This is a genomic window from Agromyces larvae, assembly GCF_022811705.1.
GTDB classification, from domain to species: domain Bacteria; phylum Actinomycetota; class Actinomycetes; order Actinomycetales; family Microbacteriaceae; genus Agromyces; species Agromyces larvae.
Genome location: NZ_CP094528.1, coordinates 1,525,932 through 1,543,787, shown reverse-complemented (window position 1 = coordinate 1,543,787; position 17,856 = coordinate 1,525,932). Strand labels below are relative to the sequence as shown.

Below are 17,856 nucleotides of genomic sequence, written 5' to 3'. Positions count from 1 at the left end.
GGCTCCGCTGAGTGGTCAGTCGGGTTCGGTGGGGAACACGCGGCGTGCGATCGCCTGCATGTCGCGGTCGAGCGAGTCGAACCGGTGCTCGACCTTGTCGAGTCGGGTTTCAACGCCGTCGAGCCGTGTCTCGACGCGTTGGAGGCGGTCGGTGAGGTGCTCTCGGAGGTGATCGATCTTGAGGTCGAGCATCGCGTGCGAGCTCTCGACCTGTCGACCGAGCCCGGTGAGCTGTGCGGTGAACGCGCGCATCATGAGCTGGGTCGTCACCGTGATGGTGCCGACGAAGGCGGCCGCGAGGATGCCGATGATCGTCCAAATCTGCGCGTCGTTCAGTGCCATCACTCCTTCATTGTGCGGGGGCGATTGGAGTCTGGCAATGGTGCGGGAGGCGTGGTCGGGGTTCCCCCGGATTGTGGATACACCGCGCGTACCGGTCTGGTGGGGAGGAGGGGATCGAAGGCGACTTCGCCGACACCGGCGTCGGGTGCGGGCATGAGGGTCGGCATCAGCCTTGCATGCAGAACTATCCGGATGAGTTCGAGCAGTGGGGTCGCGGTGACGATGCCGGTCTTTGGGAACTCGCGACCTGCGATGAACTGGGTGGGGGATGACCGCTGGTCGGTGGGCGTAGCGGCGGATGACTCGCGAGAGCGGAGATCCGTACACTTGCTGCGTGCCACAGATCATCACCAGCGACGACGTGTACGACCTCGAGTTCACTCGGCTCGACAAGCGCAACCGAGACGAGCAGCTGCGTTCGCGGGTGGGCACGCTCATCGAGTGGGCGACCGACCGCGAGAAGTACGAACTCGGCGACCGCGTCACCCGCGCGTATCTGCTCCTCGTCGCTGCGGAACACCTCTTCGACATCGGAGACCACGACGAGGCGTGGAACCTCGCCGAGGCGGCCTCGGGCCAGGCCGACGCAGAGCTGTTCGAAGCGCACCCGCTCATGATCGAGATGAAGCTCGAATCGGGCGAGCGGGATGCGGCCATCGAACTCGCCGACGAGATTCGCACCGCTCGCCTCGGTGATTGGGTGCTCACGGAACGGATCGCCGAAGCCTTCGAGCACCACGACGAGCTCGCGCTCGCTGAACGGTGGTTCACCATCGGTGCGACGCAGGCGCAGCAGGGCGATGCCGACGACCTCCACCGTGCACGGCTGCTCAGCGGTCGCCTGCGGGTGCGGGAGGATGCCGATAAGCCCGAGGACGTGCTCGACGCCGAAACGCGCGTGCTACGCGACGCGCTCGGGTGGGGCGAGCTCGAGTAGACAACACTCGCCCTGTCGCCCCGGCGAGTCTGCTGAAGTCAGATCAGTCAGCGCCGGACCGGTGCGCAGAGCCAGGCCAGGTCATCGTTGGCTCGGTCGCCGGTGTGATCGTGAGTACATGCGTAGCGGTTCGCTCGGATGTCGTCGGCAACCGCCTCGATCTTCTCGCGTACTCCCTCGAGAATCGGATCGACGACCTGCTCGCGCGTGGTGCGGCCGCGTTCGTCGAGGATCAACACCTCGATGAGATCCGCTGACTCACTGGTGAGTTCGCGATAGCCGAGGGCGTACACATGGAGCTGATCCCGTGTGACGTCTTCGGGTTGCGCGCGCGCGGTCGACTTGAAATCGACGATGGCGACTTCATCGGTTTCGAGTCGACGAATGAGGTCGATCCGCCCGTCGACGGTGACGCCGGGAGCGACCTGCACGCGAATCTGCTTCTCGGCATGAACGGTGCGCGTCAGGTCATCGCCGTGCACGGCGAAGTAGCGCTCGATGGCGTCGATCGCCGACCTCCGCAGCTGCGACCGTAGCGCGGGGTAGGCATAGGGGGTGGAGAGGTGCCGATCCACGAGTTCGACGGCTTCCGATACATCGGGTACGTCCCTGTCGATCGCACGCTTGTGCATCTCGGCAAGGGCGTCGTGCAGACCCTTTCCGTACCCGAGCGCCTCATGGATCGGCGGGTTGAATCCGTACATGAAGCGGAGTTTGAACTGGTACGGACACTCGAACAGGTACTTGAGCTCCGAGAACGTGATGCGAACGGCGGGGATCTCGGTCGGCGGCGAAGGGGTCAGTTTCGCTCGGTGTGCAAGCCCGGTGTCCGCGGTCGATACCCACGACGACTGTGTGCAGTGGATGAATGCTCTGCTCCCGCACGTTCAATGTCTCGAGCACCTGGAGGTAGAGCCGCTGGATGTTGTACGTGTCCCACCGTTCACCGCTGTCGAATCGCCGGGATCGGTCGAGAAGCGCGATGGCCTGCGGGAATCGCTCGGGTTCAGGAAGCAGGTTCGCCGCGACCAAACGCTCTTGGAGGGTGACTGCGTCGATCTCATCGACCATGTACGAGAACAATCCGCAAACCGCGGCGATCTCCGGTGCATCGAAGAGCCGAGCCAACCCTTTGATCAGGTACGGGATGCCACGGCGCCGGAGTTCGTCCACGAGCGGCGTCGCATCCTTGACGGTTCGAAACAAGACCGCGCAATCCGACCATGACAATCCGCGCGGTGCGGCGTCGGGGTCGTCGGAGAATGGGATACCGCGCAGTGCTTCGATTCGGTCGGCTATCCACCTCGCCTCCGCGCCGAGATCATCGAATGTCAGGGCGAGCAGGTCGCCTCGTTCCCAGACCTGATGGGATGCGAACTCCATGCCCTTGGCGAGACGTTCGCCGGCGGGGATGCGCTCGGCGATGCTGCGCCCAAGGGCGACGATGCCTCGACTCGAACGGAAGTTATCGGAGAGCTCGATGGTCCGTACCGCATCGTGCCGGCCTGCGAATTCGAGGATGTTGCGCACCTCGCTCCCGCGCCACTGGTAGATCGTCTGATCGTCGTCGCCGACGACGCACAGGTTCGCCCCGAATCGGACGAGGGCGGAGATCAGCCGCTCCTGCAGCGGGTTCACGTCTTGGTATTCGTCGACGACGACGTATTTCACGTCGTCCCTGATGTGACGGAGCACGGCCCGCGTAGCAGGATCCTCCTCGTCGTCGGGATCGGACTCGAGGAACGCCACGGCGGTCGCGATCATAGTCGGGGCATCCTCAGGCGCGGGGCATCCTCAGAAGCTCACCCGCCACAGATACTCGCCGCCGTCGGGTCGGAACCACCGCACGCACGCGATCGAGTTGCGCGCCGGGTCGTCGGCGTGCACGACGAACGGCACGCTGCCACCGGGCGGCACGGTCAGCAGCGGCCGCCAGAGTAGGCGCCCGTCGCCGCTGAGGGTCAGGTGCACGCCGCTCAGCGGCTCGTCGCTCGTGTTGACGAGCGTGAACCACGGGTCGTGGCGGCGATCGACGTGCCAGGGCACGCGGTAGGCGGCGTCGGCGCGGGGGTCGGTGCGGGCAGCCGGCAGGGGAGTGGGGCGCGGGTTCGTCACGGTCGTCCTCTCGGTCACGGGAGCGGTCGTGGCGGCACGCTACGAGGGTCGTCCGACATGCAGGGGGCGCGTCGCAGGTGACCTGTGAAAACTCGGAGGCAACCCCTCGCCTGTGGAGGAGGAGTCGCTGCAATCACCAGGTCAGCCGCTGAATCCGATGTCTGTGGGTGGTGATTCGATCGATCCATGCAGACGACCGCGCACTCGGCACCACGGGCAGAGCTCCGGATGCCCCGTGCTGCCGCCGTGCGCGTCGAGGTCGCGCTCGCCGAGGTCGCCGAGCTCGAAAACGCGATCCGGGCAGCTCAGGCACGGCAGCTCGAACTCATCGCCGAAGCATCCGACGCGTTCGTGATCGATGACGAGCCGGCTATCGGGCTCACGGCAGGCGAGGCCGCCGAGCTCGCACGCCGCTCCTTCGCAGCCGAGCTCGCCGTGACGCTGCGTGTTCACGAGCGCACCGCGAACGGGCTCGTCGACGAGGCCGGGTGGCTCGAGGTATCCGGTCGGGCCACCCGCGCGATGCTCGGTCGCGGTGAGATCTCGATGGCCCACGCGCGCGAGGTGATCGCGCAGGTCCTCTCGGTGCCCGAAGACGCCCGGCCCGCGCTCGAAGCCGCGCTGCTCGAACGTGCGGCGACGCGCACGCCGGCGCAGTTCCGTCGCATCGCGCGCCGGTTGCGCGAGCGGATGCATCCAGAGTCGGGCGAGATCCGCCGCACGGCCGCGCGGGCCGAGCGGCGGCTCTGGGTCGAGCCGGCCGACGACGGCATGGCGTGGTTGCACCTGTTCATCGAAGCCGAGCGCGCGATCGCGATCGAGGGGCGGGTGCGTGATCTGGCCGGCAGAGCGGCGGGCGACCGGAAGGCGATGGGAGCAGATCTGGCGGATGTCGCGACCGCCCTTCTGCTCACCGGCATCGCACCGACGGTTGCCGGCGAACACCTCGACGATGAGGCGTGGCGCCGGGTGCAATCGTCGATTCGCCCGACGGTCCACGTCACCGTTCCGGTGCTCGCGCTGCTCGGCATCGGCGACGCGCCGGCCGAGCTCGAGGGCTACGGCCCCATCGACTCGGCGACGGCGACCGCGCTCGCCGGCAACGCGACGAGCTGGCGGCGCATCCTGACCCACCCCGAGACGGGCGCGTTCCTCTCGTACGGCCGCGACACGTACCGGGTACCCGCCGATCTCGCGGGGTACGTGCGGGTGCGCGACGGTACCTGCCGGTTCCCGAACTGCAGTCGGCCGGCGAGTCGCACCGACCTCGACCACACCGACGACTGGGCTGATGGCGGAGCTACCGACGCGGCGAACTTGGCCTGTCTCTGCCGAGCCCACCACCGGGTGAAACACCACGGCGGCTGGCGCGTGCGCCAACTCGGCGGCGGGCGACTCGAATGGACCAGTCCGACCGGGCGGGTGCACGTCACCGAGCCCGAGTACGCGTTTGCCCAGGGCGCCGGTGTCGGTGCGGGGCCATGAGAATCGGGCGAGGGGCGCGCCGGTTGCGGGGTCTCGAGACGCGTCGCCGCTGCGCCGGCGCTCCTCGACCAGCGTGTGCGGAGATGCGCCGGTTGAGGAGCGCCCGACGGCGTCGGACCCGTCCCTGGAACCAGCGACGCACGCTGGATCAGTCGCGTTCGTCTGTGGGTGCGTCTGTGGGTCCGTCGGTGCGTTCGTCTGTAGGTTCGTCGGTGGATTCGTCTGCGTCCACGCCGGCCACCATGTCTGCGTCCACGCCGGCCACCATGTCTGCGTCCGCGTCGTCGTTACCGCCGCGCCGACGCGTGATCGCCCGCGCCCCGCGCGCGGTCACCGCTCCGGTCGCGGCTCCCGCGCGTCGGATGCCTCGCGCCGACGCGACCGCTGCGCTCGCCACAGCACCACCGAGTGCGGAACCGGCGGTCGCGAGACGGGTTCCGGCGGTCTGGAGGACGCCGTCGCTCTCACCCGGTTCGAGCTCGACCGGCAGCACCGCGGGCGCCTGCCCGAACGCGAGCCGCGACTGCGCGAGCACCCGACGTCCGAGCACGTTGTTGCCGATGCCGCCGACCGCGGCGCCGACGCCGAACGGCAGGGCCTTGCCGATGAATCCGGCTCCGCCGCGCACCGCGAACTGCTTCACGAAGACGCTGCGCAGCCGGTCGACGACGGTTCCCATCACGGCCTTCGGCAGCGTGTTCGTGATCAGTTCGCCCCAGTACGCGCTGCGGGCGACGCCGGTGCCGGTCGCCTGCGCCGCGAACTGCCGGACGAGGTCGCTGCCTTCACGGCCGAGCATGAGGGTCATCACGAGCGCGCGCGCCCGATCGGGGTTGTCGATCGGGATGCCGTGCACCTCGGCGACCGACTGCGCGAACAGGGCGGTCGCTTCGAGGAACCCGGCCGTCTCGACCCCCGACAGCGCGAGCGTGATGCCGGTCGAGATCCCGGGGATCACCGCGGTCGCCCCGACCGCGGCCCCACCGGTCGTGACGGCGGCGAGATAGCGCCGCTCCAGGATGCGCACGAGCTGGTCGGGCGTCGCGCCGGGAACACGACGACGGATGCCACGGAGGTGCGCCACCACGACCGGCCGCTGGATCGCCAGCACCCGGTCGATCGCGCGTTCGACTCCGTGCGCACGGCCCTCGTCGACGAACTCCGCATTCCCGGCGGCCCCAGCCGCCCCATCGCTCGAACTCGGCGACGTCTCGGCAGGGGCTCCCTGCTTCATCGAGGTGATGCGGTACACGCGCTCGGGCATGCAGGGATCATAGGCGGCGAGGCTGGCAAGGCGTCGGCGGTTGCCAGCGGGTTCGCGCCGCCGTCACGGCCTCGCCGCGCCACCGGGAGACCTCCGCGTGACTACTTCAGCAGCCCGTGATCCGCGTTGTACCGGTCGAGCACGTCGCCGATCGGTCCGTCGAGCACGAGCCGTCCGCCGTCGAGGTAGAGCCCGCGCGTGCAGAACCGGCGCAGGTCGCGCTCGTTGTGCGACACGAAGAAGAGGGTGCGCCCGCCCGCGAGCATCTCCTCGATCCGTGCGTAGCACTTCTCGCGGAACGCCTTGTCGCCGACCGCGAGCACTTCGTCGACGAGCATGATCGGCTCCTCGAGCTGCGAGATCACGGCGAACGCGATGCGCACCTTCATGCCGCTGGACAGGTGCTTGTAGGGCGTGTCGACGAAGTCGGGGATCTCGGCGAACCCGACGATCTCGTCGAACTTCGCATCGATCTGCGCTCGCGACATGCCGTGCAGCCCTGCGGTGAGGTAGACGTTGTCGCGCACGGTGAGGTCGTCGACGAATCCGCCCGTGATCTCGATGAGCGGCGCGACCCCGTCGGTGATCTGCACGCTTCCCTCATCGGGGATCATCACACCGGCGACCAGCTTCAACAGGGTGGATTTGCCCTGCCCGTTGCGGCCGACCACGCCGATCGCTTCGCCCGGGCGCACCACCGCGTTCACGTCGCGCAGCGCCCAGAACTCGCCTGGTCGGGTGCGACGCTTGCGGCCCGCCAACAGGTCCTTGAACGATCGGCGCCCGCGCCGGTTGCGCCGGAATCGGATGCCGAGTCCTTCGATGCGGATGGCCGCGTCGGCGGCGCCGGCAGCGGGCGCGGCGGGGACGACGGATGCTTCGCCCATCAGATCTCCTTCAGCACCTGTCGTTCCGACGACCGGAACACCCAGAGCCCCACCGCCAGGATGAGCAGCGACATCGCCGCCGACACGCCGACGTCGAACCAGTTCAGCTCCTGCGGGAAGAACCCGGCACGGTAGAGCGAGAACACCCCGCTCAGCGGGTTGAACGCCGCCCAGAACCCGAATCCGCCCGGCAGGTCGGTCGTGCCGTAGATGATCGGCGACGCGTAGAACAGGAACCGCAGCACGAGCTTCACCGCCCGCTCGAGGTCGCGGAAGAACACCACCAACGGCGCGACGATCAGGCACACCCCGGCGGTGAGCACCGCCTGCAGCACGATCGCGAGCGGGAAGAACACGAGCTCCCACGACACCGGCGCCCCGAACACGATCGCGAACAGCGCGAGCACCGGGATCGACAGCAGGAACTCGATGCCCTTCGACAGCACGATGCGGTTCACCCAGATCGTCCGCGGGATCATCGTCGACCGCACGAGCTTCGCGTCCTTCAGGAACGCGCGCGTCGAATCCGACACGGCACCGTTGAACCACATCCACGGCAGCAATGCGGCGAGCAGGAACACGATGTACGGCGTCTGCCCGACGCCCCGCTGGAACACCTGCGTGAACACGAACCAGTAGATGCCGGCCATCACGAGCGGGTCCAGCACGCTCCAGAGGTACCCCAGCGCCGACGTGGAGTAGCGCACCTTCAGGTCACGCGTGGTGAGCAGCCACAGGGCGTGGCGATAACGCCCCCATCGCGTCCGCTGCAGCGGATGCGTCTCGGCATAGCTCGTCACGACACTCATCGTAGATGGCGCGCGGCGGTAGATTTGCAGGGTGCCCGCGCGACGAACCAGTACCAGCATCCTCCTGAGTTGTGCGGCGATCGGCGTCGGCGGCGGGCTCGTGGCCGGAGCATCCGGCTACCTCGCAGCGGCCTTCGCCGTCTTCGGCCCGATGCTGTACGGCCTGACCGCCGGAACCCACTTCCTGCCGAGCGTCGTCGGGCTCTCGCTGCTGCGCCGCCCGGGTACGGGGCTGCTCACCGGCCTCATCGCGGGCCTCGTCGGCGCCGCGTTCGCGCCCTGGTGGTTCGGCCGCTACCTCGGCACCGGGCTGCTGGTGGGGCTGCTGCTCGAGATCCCGTTCCTCGTCACCCGCTACCGCCGCTGGGATCCGTGGATGTTCTACGTGTCGGGCGCGTTCGCCGGCCTGGTGCTCGCGGTGGGCGTGTTCTTCGCGCTCGGCGCCGAGCACTACGCCTGGTGGGCGTGGGTGATCGCGCTCGCCGCGTGGGTGCTCAGCCCGGTGCTGTTCATCTGGATCGGGCGGGTCATCGCGAACGCACTCGAGCGCGCGGGCGTCGCCCGCTCGGCACGGACGGCGGCGAATCGCGAGTAGCGCTCGGACGCGAGACCCGGCGAAGAAGGACCTGGACGAAGAAGAGCGGATGCCCCGTCGGGGGCATCCGCTCTCCTGCTGTGGTGCAGTGGTTCCGTGCGATCACACGAAGTGGTTGGCTCGCTCCAGGTCTTCGGCGAAGTCGATCTCGACCGCGTACAGGTCGGAGATGTCCATCGGCTCCACGAGGATGCCGTTCTTCTCGATGGCCAGCTCGAGGCCGCGCTCGAAGTAGTCCTGGTCGTTGACGCGCTGCAGGTGGTGCAGGAACACCGCCTTGTCGCGCGACGAGATGTAGTTGATGCCGACGGCCTCGCCGAGCCCGCCCTTGACGGTCTTCGAGAGCTCCTTGACGTAGCCCTCGGCGCTGATCGTGTACTTCACCTCTTCGTCGGAGACCTTCGCGTGGTTCACGGTCACGAACGACTGGTCGCGTGCGATGAGCGGCACGGCGCGGTCGAGGATGCGCGGGTCGAAGACGACGTCGCCGTTCATCCACAGCACGCCGCCCGGCTGCGACGCGGTGAGCGCGCGCATGAGCGACTTCGAGGTGTTCGTCTGGTCGTACTCCTCGTTGTAGACGAAGGAGGCCTGCGGGAACGCCTCCATGATGTGCTCGAGCTTGTAGCCGACGACGATCGTCACGTCGGCGGCGTCGCCGAACGAGTGACGGATGTTGTCGAACTGCTGGCGCATGATGGTGCGGCCGTCGCTGAGCTCGGTGAGGGGCTTGGGAAGGGATCGTCCGAGCCGGCTCCCCATGCCGGCTGCGAGAATCACGATCTGCGTGGTCACTGCATCTCCTTGGTCGATCGGATGCCGCGACCCACGCCCTGCGCTACGCAGGATGTTCGCCGTCGGTTCACCCGGAAGTACACGTTTGGACACGCCGTTATGCCGTCCCACAGCCTACCGGCTCGCCCCCGACGGGCGCATGGGAGGGTGGACGCTCGTGCTCGGATCGTGATCTGACGTCCAGCGGGTGTTCAGGTTGCGTCCTCCTGAAGACTGAGGATGTCGGCGAAACACACGCTCGAAGCGGACTCGTTGGTACGTTGGGCGGGTGACTTCAGTTTCGCGCTCACCCAAGGACGAGCCAGAAGCCACCGGCTCGGGGGAGACAGCCGATCCGGGGACTTCGTCGACTCGTCCCGCCCGCCCGACCTCGGGTGCCGCGCGCACGCCGCGTCCGCGCCGACCGAAGAGCGAGACGGATGCCTCGTCGGCCGCGCCGACCGCATCCAAGCGCACGAACGCATCGAAGGCGGCGTCGGCCAAGTCGACGGCGGCCAGATCCGCAGCTGCGAAGAGCTCCCGCACGACGGCGAACAAGAAGGCCGCCGGTTCGGCGACGACGGCGGGCGGCCGCACCCGCAGCAACGCGACGGCAGCGAAGCAGCGCGAGCGCATTGCCGCGTCGATCACGACCGAGACCACCGAGCTCGAGCCGCCGCGCCGGAGCGAGGCGGAACCCGTCGAGAAGAAGCAACGGCGGACGGCTGCCGAGCTCGCAGCGGCGCAGATCGCCATCGCGGACGCCGAGATCGCGGACGCGAAGCTCGCGGAGCCCGAGACGGAGATCGCGGAGGCGCCGGTCGAGGAAGCGTCGGTCGAGGAGGCGCCGGTCGAGGAGGCGCCGGTCGAGGAAGCGCCGGTCGAGGAAGCGCCGGTCGAGGAAGCGCCGGTCGAGGAAGCGCCGGTCGAGGAAGTACCGCTCGAAGTGGCGCTGGTCGAGGACGGGCCGGTTGAAGCGGCGCCGGTCGTCGAAGCGCCGGTGGTCGAGGAGTCCGTCGTCGAGGAGCCAGAGGTCGAGGCATCCGAGGTCTCCGCACTGTCCGAGGCATCCGATGAATCGCCCCGCGTGACCGAGGTCGTGCCGCTGCCGGTGCGCCCGAAGCCGAACGAGGCGCGCACCCTGCGACCGGCGCGCGTGGCGCCGCCGGCCGACGCCGCGACCGTGCTCGAGATCGACGGGCTCGAGAAGCGTTTCGGGGCGAACACGGCGGTCGACCGGGTGTCGCTCGACGTGCGCGTCGGCTCCTTCTTCGGCATCGTCGGGCCGAACGGCGCCGGCAAGACCACGACCCTGTCGATGGTCACCGGCCTGCTGCGTCCCGACGCGGGAACCGTGCGCATCCACGGCATCGATGCATGGGCCGACCCGAAGCACGCCAAGCGCAACACGGGCGTGCTGCCCGACCGGCTGCGCCTGTTCGACCGCCTCACCGGAGCCCAGCTCCTCTACTACTCGGGCATCCTGCGCGGGCTCGACCCGCGTACCGTCAAGGAGCGCAGCGCCGACCTGGTCGCCGCGTTCGCGCTCGACGACGCGATCGACCGCCTCGTCGCCGACTACTCCGCCGGCATGACGAAGAAGATCGCTCTCGCGTGCGCGATGATCCACTCGCCGCGGCTGCTCGTGCTGGACGAACCGTTCGAGTCGGTCGACCCGGTGTCGGCGGCGAACCTCACCGAGATCCTCGAGCGGTACGTCGCCGGCGGCGGCACCGTGCTGCTGTCGAGTCACAGCATGGACCTCATCGAACGAGTCTGCGACTCGGTCGCCGTCGTGGTGAGCGGCCGCATCCTCGCCTCGGGCACGCTCGACGAGGTGCGCCGGGGCGAGAGCCTCGAAGAACGGTTCGTGGAGCTCGCAGGCGGGCGCAAGGCGGCCGAGGGGATGGAATGGTTGCACAGTTTCTCCGACTGAAGCTGCAGCTGCTCGCGAACATCTTCCGGCGGAGTCCGTGGCAGGTCGTGGGCATCGTGCTGGGGCTGGCGTACGGGCTGGGGCTCGCGGTGCTGCTGTTCGGCGCGCTCGTCGGGCTGCGGTTCGCCGATGACGTGCAGCTCGTGCGCGACGGCATCGTGGTCGCCGGCTCGCTCGCGGTCGTCGGCTTCGTGCTGGTGCCGCTCGTGTTCGGCGTCGACGACACCCTCGGCCCCCGCCGGTTCGCGCTGTTCGGCATCGGCGACCGGCCGCTCGCGTTCGCGCTCGCGGTGACCGCGCTGGTCGGCATCCCGGCACTCGTGCTCGCGATCATCCTGATCGGCACCGTGATCACCTGGAGCCGCGGATTCGGCGAGACCGTTCTCGCGATCCTCGCCGGCGCATTCGCCTTCGGCACCTGCCTGCTGCTGGCGAGAGTCTCGACGTCGCTGGCGTCGCTGCTGCTCGCCACGCGGCGCGCGCGCGAGATCTCGGGCGTCGTGGGCCTCGTGCTCATCGTGATGCTCTCGCCGGTGATCGTGGTGCTCGCCTCGATCGACTGGGCCCGCCAGGGCGTGCGCGTGCTCGAGCAGATCGCGGGCGTGCTCTCGTGGACCCCGCTCGGGGCCGCGTTCGCGGTGCCCGGCGACGCGGCGTCGGGCGCCTGGCTGCCCGCGATCGTGAAGCTCCTCATCGCCGCGGCGACGCTCTGGCTGATCTGGCTCGCGTGGGTGCGCCTCGTCGCCCGCATGCTCGTCACGCCCGGTCGCGAGGCCGCGGCCAAGGCGTACCGTGGGCTCGGATGGTTCGACCGCACGCCGGGCACGGCGTCGGGTGCGATCATGGCGCGCAGCCTCACCTACTGGTTCCGCGATGCCCGGTACTGGGTCTCGTTCATCATGGTGCCGCTGGTGCCGGTGTTCGTGGTCGTGCCGCTCGCGATCGCGGGCGTTCCGGGCGACTACCTGCCGCTCATCCCGGTGCCGCTGATCTGCCTCTTCCTCGGCTGGAGCCTGCACAACGACACGGCCTACGACTCGACCGCGGTGTGGCTGCACGTCGCTTCGGGGGTTCGCGGGGCATCCGATCGGCTCGGCCGTATCGTGCCGGTGCTCATCGGCGGCATCGTCGTGATCGGTCTCGGCAGCGCCGTGACCGCGTTCGTGCTCGACGACTGGCGCGTCCTGCCGAGCCTCATCGGCGTGAGCTCGGCGCTGCTGCTGTCGGGGCTGGGAGTGGGCGCCTTCAGTTCGGCGCGGTTCCCGTACCCCGCGGTGAGGCCGGGCGACAGCCCGTTCCAGCAGCCGCAGTCGACCGGTGCGATCACGGCGCTCGTGCAGTCGATCACGATGATCGGAGCCGGCATCTTCGCGCTGCCCGCACTGTGGTTCGGCTATCTCGGACTGTTCGTCGACCCCTCCTGGCATCTCGCGTCGCTCGCCGCCGGCACGGGGCTCGGGGTGATCGTGCTGATCGCCGGGATCCTGCTCGGCGGCCTGGTGTTCCAGCGCCGCGGGCCCGAGATCCTCGCGGCCGCCGTGCGCGCGTAGCCGCGTAGAATCGTGGCCATGTCCCACACCCCGCGGCCGCTCACCCCGCGCGCGAGCATCGCCGACCCCGACCAGCCCGGCGGCGGCACCAGCGTGCTCGACCGCGAGCTCGAGAAGCTCCTCGAAGAGGAGCACATCGAACCCGGCGACCACGAGCGCTTCTCGCACTACGTCAAGAAGGAGCAGATCCTCGAGTCGGCGCTCACCGGCAAGCCCGTGAAGGCGCTGTGCGGCAAGAAGTGGACCCCGGGCCGCGACCCCGAGAAGTTCCCGGTCTGCCCGACCTGCAAAGAGATCTACGAGCGCATGAAGCGCGAATAGCGCGCCGCCCTCAGCGGTACGTCGTCGGGATCGCCGGCTCGCCGCGCGCCAGACGGAACGCCTCGATCGGCAGCTCCTGCATCACCTCGGCGCGGTGCGCCCGCGCGGCCTCGGTGCCCGCGGCGCCGGTGTACGAGGCAACCGCTTCGCCGCCTGCCATGAGCTGCACCATCAGCGGGCGCAGCCGATCGCCCGGCTCGAACTCCGCCTCGCCGGCGGGTCCGTCGCCGACGTAGACGAGCTCCTCGCGCGCGGTGCGCGTCGAGTCCAGCCGCCGCGCCGCGTTCTTGCGGCCGCCGACCGACGCCTTCGACGCCGACGCCTTCGCGACCGACACCCACTCGCCCGCGTCGTCGCGGCGGGCGACGAGCTTGTAGACCATGCCGGCGGCCGGATGCCCCGACCCGGTCACGACCGAGGTGCCGACGCCGTAGGAGTCCACCGGGGAGCCCGACATCGCGGCGATCGTGTACTCGTCGAGGTCGCTCGTGACCGTGATCTTCGTGTTCACCGCGCCGAGCGCGTCGAGCTGCTCGCGCACCGCGGCGACCACGGTCGGCAGGTCGCCCGAGTCGATGCGCACCGCACCCAGCTCGGGACCGGCGACGCGCACGGCCGTCTCGACGCCGCGCTCGATGTCGTAGGTATCGACGAGCAGCGTCGTCTTCGGGCCGAACGCGGCGACCTGCGCCCGGAACGCCGCCTCCTCGCTGTCGTGCAGCAGGGTGAAGGCGTGCGCGGCGGTGCCCATCGTGGGGATGCCCCAGGTGCGCCCCGCCTCGAGGTTGGAGGTGGCGTCGAACCCCGCGATGTACGCAGCGCGCGCGGCCGCGACCGCCGAGCGCTCGTTCGTGCGACGCGACCCCATCTCGGCGATCGGCCGCCCGAGGGCGACCGACACCATGCGCGCCGCGGCGCTCGCGACCGAGGAGTCGAAGTTCAGCGTCGACAGCACGAGCGTCTCGAGCATCACCGCCTCGGCGAACGAGGCCTGGATCGTGACGAGCGGCGAGCCGGGGAAGTACGCCTCGCCCTCGCGGTACCCCCACACGTCGCCGCGGAACCGGTAGTCGGCGAGCCAGTCCAGCGTGGCGGGCCGCACCACCTCGTTCGCCCGCAGCCACTCGAGCTCGGCGTCCTCGAACCGGAACCGCTCGATCAGTTCGAGCAGCCGGCCCGTGCCCGCCACGACGCCGTACCGGCGCCCCCCGGGCAGCGAGCGCGCGAACGCCTCGAACAGGCTCTCGCGGTGGGCGGTGCCGTCGAGCAGGGCGGCGTCCACCATCGTGAGCTCGTAGCGGTCGGTGAAGAGGGCAGCTGAGCCGGTCACGCACCCGAGCCTATGGCGCGCCGGTCGCGCTTGTCGAAGGCGGCCCCCTTCGACGGGCTCAGGGTGCTGGGGGATGGCGCCCTGAGCTTGAGGCGGCCCCCTTCGACGGGCTCAGGGCGCGGGGGGTGGCGCCCTGAGCTTGTCGAAGGGAGCGGCGCGAGCATCTAGGCTTGGAGACCGTGACGGACGCACCCATCGGGATCTTCGACTCCGGGGTCGGGGGGCTCACGGTGGCCCGTGCCGTGAAAGACCAGCTGCCGAACGAGTCGATCCTCTACGTCGGCGACCTCGAGCACTCGCCCTACGGTCCGAAGAAGATCGCGGATGTCCGGCGCTACGCGCTCGCCGTCATCGACGACCTCGTCGCGCAGGGCGTGAAGATGGTCGTGATCGCCTGCAACACGGCATCGGCCGCGATGCTGCGCGACGCGCGCGAACGGTACGACGTGCCGGTCGTCGAGGTGATCCAGCCCGCCGTGCGGCGCGCGGTCGCGACGACGCGCAACGGCCGGGTCGGGGTGATCGGCACCGCCGGCACCATCCAGTCGCGCGCCTACGACGACGCGTTCGCGGCGGCACCCCACCTCGAGCTGTTCTCGCAGGCGTGCCCGAGGTTCGTCGAGTTCGTCGAAGCGGGCGTGACCACCGGCGACGAGCTGCTGCGAGTCGCCGAGGGCTACCTCGCGCCGCTGCAGCGCGCCGGCATCGACACGCTCGTGCTCGGCTGCACCCACTACCCGTTCCTGAAGGGCGCGATCTCGTACGTGATGGGCGAGGAGGTCGCGCTCGTCTCCAGCGACGTCGAGACCGCGAACGACGTGTACCGGGTGCTCGTCTCGCAGGGGCTCGAGCGCCGAACCCCGAGCCCGCCCAGCTACCGCTACGAGGCGACCGGCGACTCGACCAGCGCATTCCTCGACCTCGCGCACCGGCTCATCGCCCCTGAGATCCCGAGCGTCGAACTCGTCCACACCGGCGCCATCACCCTGCCCAGAACTCCGCAGAGCACCTATCCGAGAGGACCGCAGTGACCGACGCAACCGTGCAGCCCGGGGCATCCGGGGCATCCGTCGTGCGCGCCGATGGCCGCACCCCCGCCGATCTGCGCGAGGTGACCATCGAACGCGGCTGGAGCGCGCACGCCGAGGGCAGCGCGCTCATCTCGTTCGGCCGCACCAAGGTGCTCTGCACCGCGAGCTTCACGAACGGCGTGCCGCGCTGGCTGACCGGCAAGGGCACCGGCTGGGTCACCGCCGAGTACGCGATGCTGCCGCGCTCGACGAACACCCGCAACGACCGCGAGAGCGTGAAGGGGCGCATCGGCGGGCGCACCCACGAGATCAGCCGGCTCATCGGGCGGTCGCTGCGCGCCGTCGTCGACACGAAGGCGCTCGGCGAGAACACCATCCAGATCGACTGCGATGTGCTGCAGGCCGACGGCGGCACCCGCACGGCGGCGATCACCGGCGCCTACGTCGCCCTGGCCGACGCGATCGAGTGGGCCCGCGGCAAGAAGTTCATCGGGCAGCGGGCGACGCCGCTCATCGACACCGTCTCGGCCGTGTCGGTCGGCATCATCGACGGCACGCCCATGCTCGACCTCGCGTACGTCGAGGACGTGCGCGCCGAGACCGACATGAACGTCGTCGCGACCGGCCGCGGGCTGTTCGTCGAGGTGCAGGGCACCGCCGAGGGCGCCCCGTTCGACCGTCGCGAGCTGGACGCGCTGCTCGACCTCGCGCTCGGCGGCACCGCCGACCTCGCGCGCATCCAGACCGAGGCGCTCGCGGCGCAGCCGGGCTCGTCCGCGCCGGCCGCGGGGGAGGGATCGCGATGACGCTCGAGATCGTGCTCGCCACGCACAACCCCGGCAAGGTGGCCGAGTTCCAGAAGATGGTCGCCGAGCATCTGACGGATGTCACGGTGCTCTCGTACGACGGCCCCGTGCCCGTCGAGGACGGCACCACGTTCGACGACAACGCGCTGCTGAAGGCTCGGGCCGCCGCGGCGCACACCGGCCGGATCGCACTGGCGGATGACTCGGGCATCTGCGTCGACATCATGAACGGCGCCCCGGGCATCTTCTCGGCCCGCTGGGCGGGGCACCGGGCCGACGCCGACGCGAACATCCGCCTGCTGCTCGAGCAGCTCGCCGATGTGCGCCGGCCGCACCGCGACGCGCACTTCCACTGCACGCTCGCGCTCGTCGTACCGGCCGATGCGTCCGGTGCGGCCGCTGCGCGCGAGGTGCTCGCGCACGGCGAGTGGCCCGGGCAGATCGCGTACGAACCGCGCGGGTCGTACGGGCACGGCTACGACCCGATCTTCGAGCCAGACGGGCGCGAGATCACCGCGGCCGAGTTGCAGCCCGCCGTGAAGAACGCCGAGAGCCATCGCGCGAGGGCGTTCGCGGCGCTGCTGCCGCACCTGGCCGAACTGGCCGGTGCCGTCGGCGACGGCCGCTGAGAACGCTACTCATTCCCACTTCCATCTGCGCCTGACCGGGGATTTCCGACCTAGGCTGGAGTGGACATGAGCCACTCCCACGACCACGTGCACGCCGCCGCAGGCGGTCGCGCCCGCATCGTGATCGCCATCGCGATCATCGGCGCGTTCCTCGTGGTGCAGGTGGTCGGGGCGCTGGTCAGCGGTTCGCTCGCCCTGCTCGCCGACGCCGGCCACATGGCCGGCGACCTCGTCGGCCTGCTCGTCGCGCTCGGTGCGGCGATGATCGCGGCCCGCCCCGCGAACGATCGGCAGACGTACGGGTTCCAGCGATTCGAGGTGCTCGGGGCGCTCGTGAACGGCGTTCTCCTCGTGGTCGTCGCGGTCACGGTCGCCATCGGCGCGATCGATCGCCTGCTCGCGGGCGCCTCGGGCGAAGCCCACGAGGTGCAGGGCGGGCCGATGCTGGTCGTCGCGATCGCGGGGCTCGCCGCGAACCTCGCCGCCATGCTCGTGCTGCGCGCCGGCGCCAAGGGCTCGATCAACGTGCGCGGCGCCTACCTCGAAGTGCTCGGGGATGCGATCGGCTCCATCCTCGTCATCGCGGCGGCCGGAGTCATCCTGATGACCGGATGGGACGCGGCCGATGTGATCGCCTCGCTGGCGATCGCCGCGCTCATCCTGCCGCGCGCGCTGCTGCTGCTGCGCGATGTGCTGCGGGTGCTCAGCCAGGCGGCGCCCGCCGACGTGCGGGTCGGCGACATCCGCGAGCACCTGCTGCGCACCCCCGGCGTGCTCGATGTGCACGACGTGCACGTCTGGGCGATCACGACCGGTGCGCACGTGTTCAGCGCGCACGTCGTCGCCGAGCCCGATGCCCTCACGGGCGAGCGGCAGCAGTGCCTGCTCGACGATCTCGGGGAGTGCCTGGCCGACCACTTCGACGTCGCGCACTCGACGTTCCAGCTCGAGTCGGCCGAGCACGCGGCGCACGAGCATCCCTCGCACGCGTGAGCGCCGCGGCGCCGTTGCGGCGCCGACCCGGTGCTGTGTGCGCGACGCGCGG

Annotated in this window: 19 protein-coding genes; 10 read left to right on the top strand and 9 right to left on the bottom strand. The window is 69.9% G+C overall.

The window, feature by feature from the left end:
* Positions 1-15 precede the first annotated feature (15 nt).
* Positions 16-342 carry a hypothetical protein gene (locus MTO99_RS07345; RefSeq protein ID WP_243558161.1) on the bottom strand — a complete coding sequence of 109 codons (327 nt, stop codon included), beginning with the start codon at positions 340-342 and terminating at the stop codon, positions 16-18.
* Between the two features lie 334 nt (positions 343-676).
* On the opposite strand from MTO99_RS07345, the gene MTO99_RS07340 reads away from it, so the two are divergent.
* Positions 677-1,279 (top strand): hypothetical protein, encoded by a 603-nt coding sequence (locus tag MTO99_RS07340; RefSeq protein WP_243558160.1) that lies wholly within the window; start codon positions 677-679, stop codon positions 1,277-1,279.
* A gap of 47 nt (positions 1,280-1,326) precedes the next feature.
* Here the strand turns inward: MTO99_RS07340 and MTO99_RS07335 are convergent, their stop codons facing one another.
* Genes MTO99_RS07335 through MTO99_RS07325 form a run of 3 tightly spaced genes read right to left on the bottom strand, consistent with a single transcriptional unit; the run spans position 1,327 to position 3,412 of the window.
* Positions 1,327-1,983, bottom strand: a complete 657-nt coding sequence (locus MTO99_RS07335; protein ID WP_243558159.1) for a RecB family exonuclease — start codon at positions 1,981-1,983, stop codon at positions 1,327-1,329.
* On the bottom strand, positions 1,955-3,043 hold the full coding sequence (locus MTO99_RS07330; protein WP_243558158.1) for a UvrD-helicase domain-containing protein: 1,089 nt from the start codon (positions 3,041-3,043) through the stop codon (positions 1,955-1,957). Before MTO99_RS07330 ends, MTO99_RS07335 begins: the two co-directional genes overlap by 29 nt.
* Before the next feature lie 30 nt (positions 3,044-3,073).
* Positions 3,074-3,412 carry a hypothetical protein gene (locus MTO99_RS07325; RefSeq protein ID WP_243558157.1) on the bottom strand — a complete coding sequence of 113 codons (339 nt, stop codon included), beginning with the start codon at positions 3,410-3,412 and terminating at the stop codon, positions 3,074-3,076.
* A gap of 210 nt (positions 3,413-3,622) precedes the next feature.
* Here MTO99_RS07325 and MTO99_RS07320 point away from each other — a divergent pair, with 210 nt between their 5' ends.
* Positions 3,623-4,879, top strand: coding sequence for an HNH endonuclease signature motif containing protein (locus MTO99_RS07320; protein WP_243558156.1), 1,257 nt, complete (start codon positions 3,623-3,625; stop codon positions 4,877-4,879).
* A gap of 148 nt (positions 4,880-5,027) precedes the next feature.
* On the opposite strand, the gene MTO99_RS07315 is transcribed toward MTO99_RS07320, so the two are convergent.
* The 3 genes from MTO99_RS07315 to MTO99_RS07305 form a co-directional block, all read right to left on the bottom strand.
* Positions 5,028-6,143 (bottom strand): hypothetical protein, encoded by a 1,116-nt coding sequence (locus MTO99_RS07315; protein WP_243558155.1) that lies wholly within the window; start codon positions 6,141-6,143, stop codon positions 5,028-5,030.
* Between the two features lie 101 nt (positions 6,144-6,244).
* Positions 6,245-7,030, bottom strand: coding sequence for an ABC transporter ATP-binding protein (locus MTO99_RS07310; RefSeq protein ID WP_243558154.1), 786 nt, complete (start codon positions 7,028-7,030; stop codon positions 6,245-6,247).
* A complete protein-coding gene (locus tag MTO99_RS07305) occupies positions 7,030-7,839 on the bottom strand; it encodes an ABC transporter permease (protein WP_435520809.1) in 810 nt (269 codons plus the stop codon). The genes MTO99_RS07310 and MTO99_RS07305 overlap by 1 nt, the downstream gene beginning before the upstream one ends.
* 31 nt (positions 7,840-7,870) lie before the next feature.
* Between MTO99_RS07305 and MTO99_RS07300 the strand changes: the two genes are divergently transcribed.
* Positions 7,871-8,434, top strand: a complete 564-nt coding sequence (locus tag MTO99_RS07300) for an ECF transporter S component (protein WP_243558152.1) — start codon at positions 7,871-7,873, stop codon at positions 8,432-8,434.
* A 102-nt stretch (positions 8,435-8,536) separates the two neighbouring features.
* Here MTO99_RS07300 and MTO99_RS07295 read toward each other — a convergent pair whose 3' ends face one another.
* Positions 8,537-9,229, bottom strand: coding sequence for a phosphocholine cytidylyltransferase family protein (locus MTO99_RS07295; protein WP_243558151.1), 693 nt, complete (start codon positions 9,227-9,229; stop codon positions 8,537-8,539).
* A gap of 268 nt (positions 9,230-9,497) precedes the next feature.
* Between MTO99_RS07295 and MTO99_RS19250 the strand changes: the two genes are divergently transcribed.
* The 3 genes from MTO99_RS19250 to MTO99_RS07280 are packed head-to-tail and all read left to right on the top strand — an operon-like array spanning position 9,498 to position 13,015.
* Positions 9,498-11,144, top strand: coding sequence for an ABC transporter ATP-binding protein (locus tag MTO99_RS19250; protein ID WP_435520808.1), 1,647 nt, complete (start codon positions 9,498-9,500; stop codon positions 11,142-11,144).
* A complete protein-coding gene (locus MTO99_RS07285; RefSeq protein ID WP_243558150.1) occupies positions 11,120-12,694 on the top strand; it encodes a hypothetical protein in 1,575 nt (524 codons plus the stop codon). The genes MTO99_RS19250 and MTO99_RS07285 overlap by 25 nt, the downstream gene beginning before the upstream one ends.
* Positions 12,695-12,712: 18 nt before the next feature.
* Complete coding sequence (locus MTO99_RS07280; RefSeq protein WP_243558149.1) at positions 12,713-13,015, top strand: DUF3039 domain-containing protein; 303 nt, start codon at positions 12,713-12,715, stop codon at positions 13,013-13,015.
* Between the two features lie 10 nt (positions 13,016-13,025).
* On the opposite strand, the gene MTO99_RS07275 is transcribed toward MTO99_RS07280, so the two are convergent.
* Complete coding sequence (locus MTO99_RS07275; protein ID WP_243558148.1) at positions 13,026-14,345, bottom strand: nicotinate phosphoribosyltransferase; 1,320 nt, start codon at positions 14,343-14,345, stop codon at positions 13,026-13,028.
* Between the two features lie 179 nt (positions 14,346-14,524).
* Here MTO99_RS07275 and murI point away from each other — a divergent pair, with 179 nt between their 5' ends.
* The 4 genes from murI to MTO99_RS07255 all read left to right on the top strand — a co-directional run bounded on the left by murI (position 14,525) and on the right by MTO99_RS07255 (position 17,804).
* Positions 14,525-15,376 (top strand): glutamate racemase, encoded by an 852-nt coding sequence (gene murI, locus MTO99_RS07270; protein WP_243558147.1) that lies wholly within the window; start codon positions 14,525-14,527, stop codon positions 15,374-15,376.
* Entirely contained in the window at positions 15,373-16,182 is an 810-nt protein-coding gene (gene rph, locus MTO99_RS07265; RefSeq protein WP_243558146.1) for a ribonuclease PH, read from the top strand. Before murI ends, rph begins: the two co-directional genes overlap by 4 nt.
* Positions 16,179-16,811 (top strand): RdgB/HAM1 family non-canonical purine NTP pyrophosphatase, encoded by a 633-nt coding sequence (rdgB, locus tag MTO99_RS07260; RefSeq protein ID WP_243558145.1) that lies wholly within the window; start codon positions 16,179-16,181, stop codon positions 16,809-16,811. The genes rph and rdgB overlap by 4 nt, the downstream gene beginning before the upstream one ends.
* 66 nt (positions 16,812-16,877) lie before the next feature.
* Positions 16,878-17,804, top strand: coding sequence for a cation diffusion facilitator family transporter (locus tag MTO99_RS07255; RefSeq protein ID WP_243558144.1), 927 nt, complete (start codon positions 16,878-16,880; stop codon positions 17,802-17,804).
* Positions 17,805-17,856 lie beyond the last annotated feature (52 nt).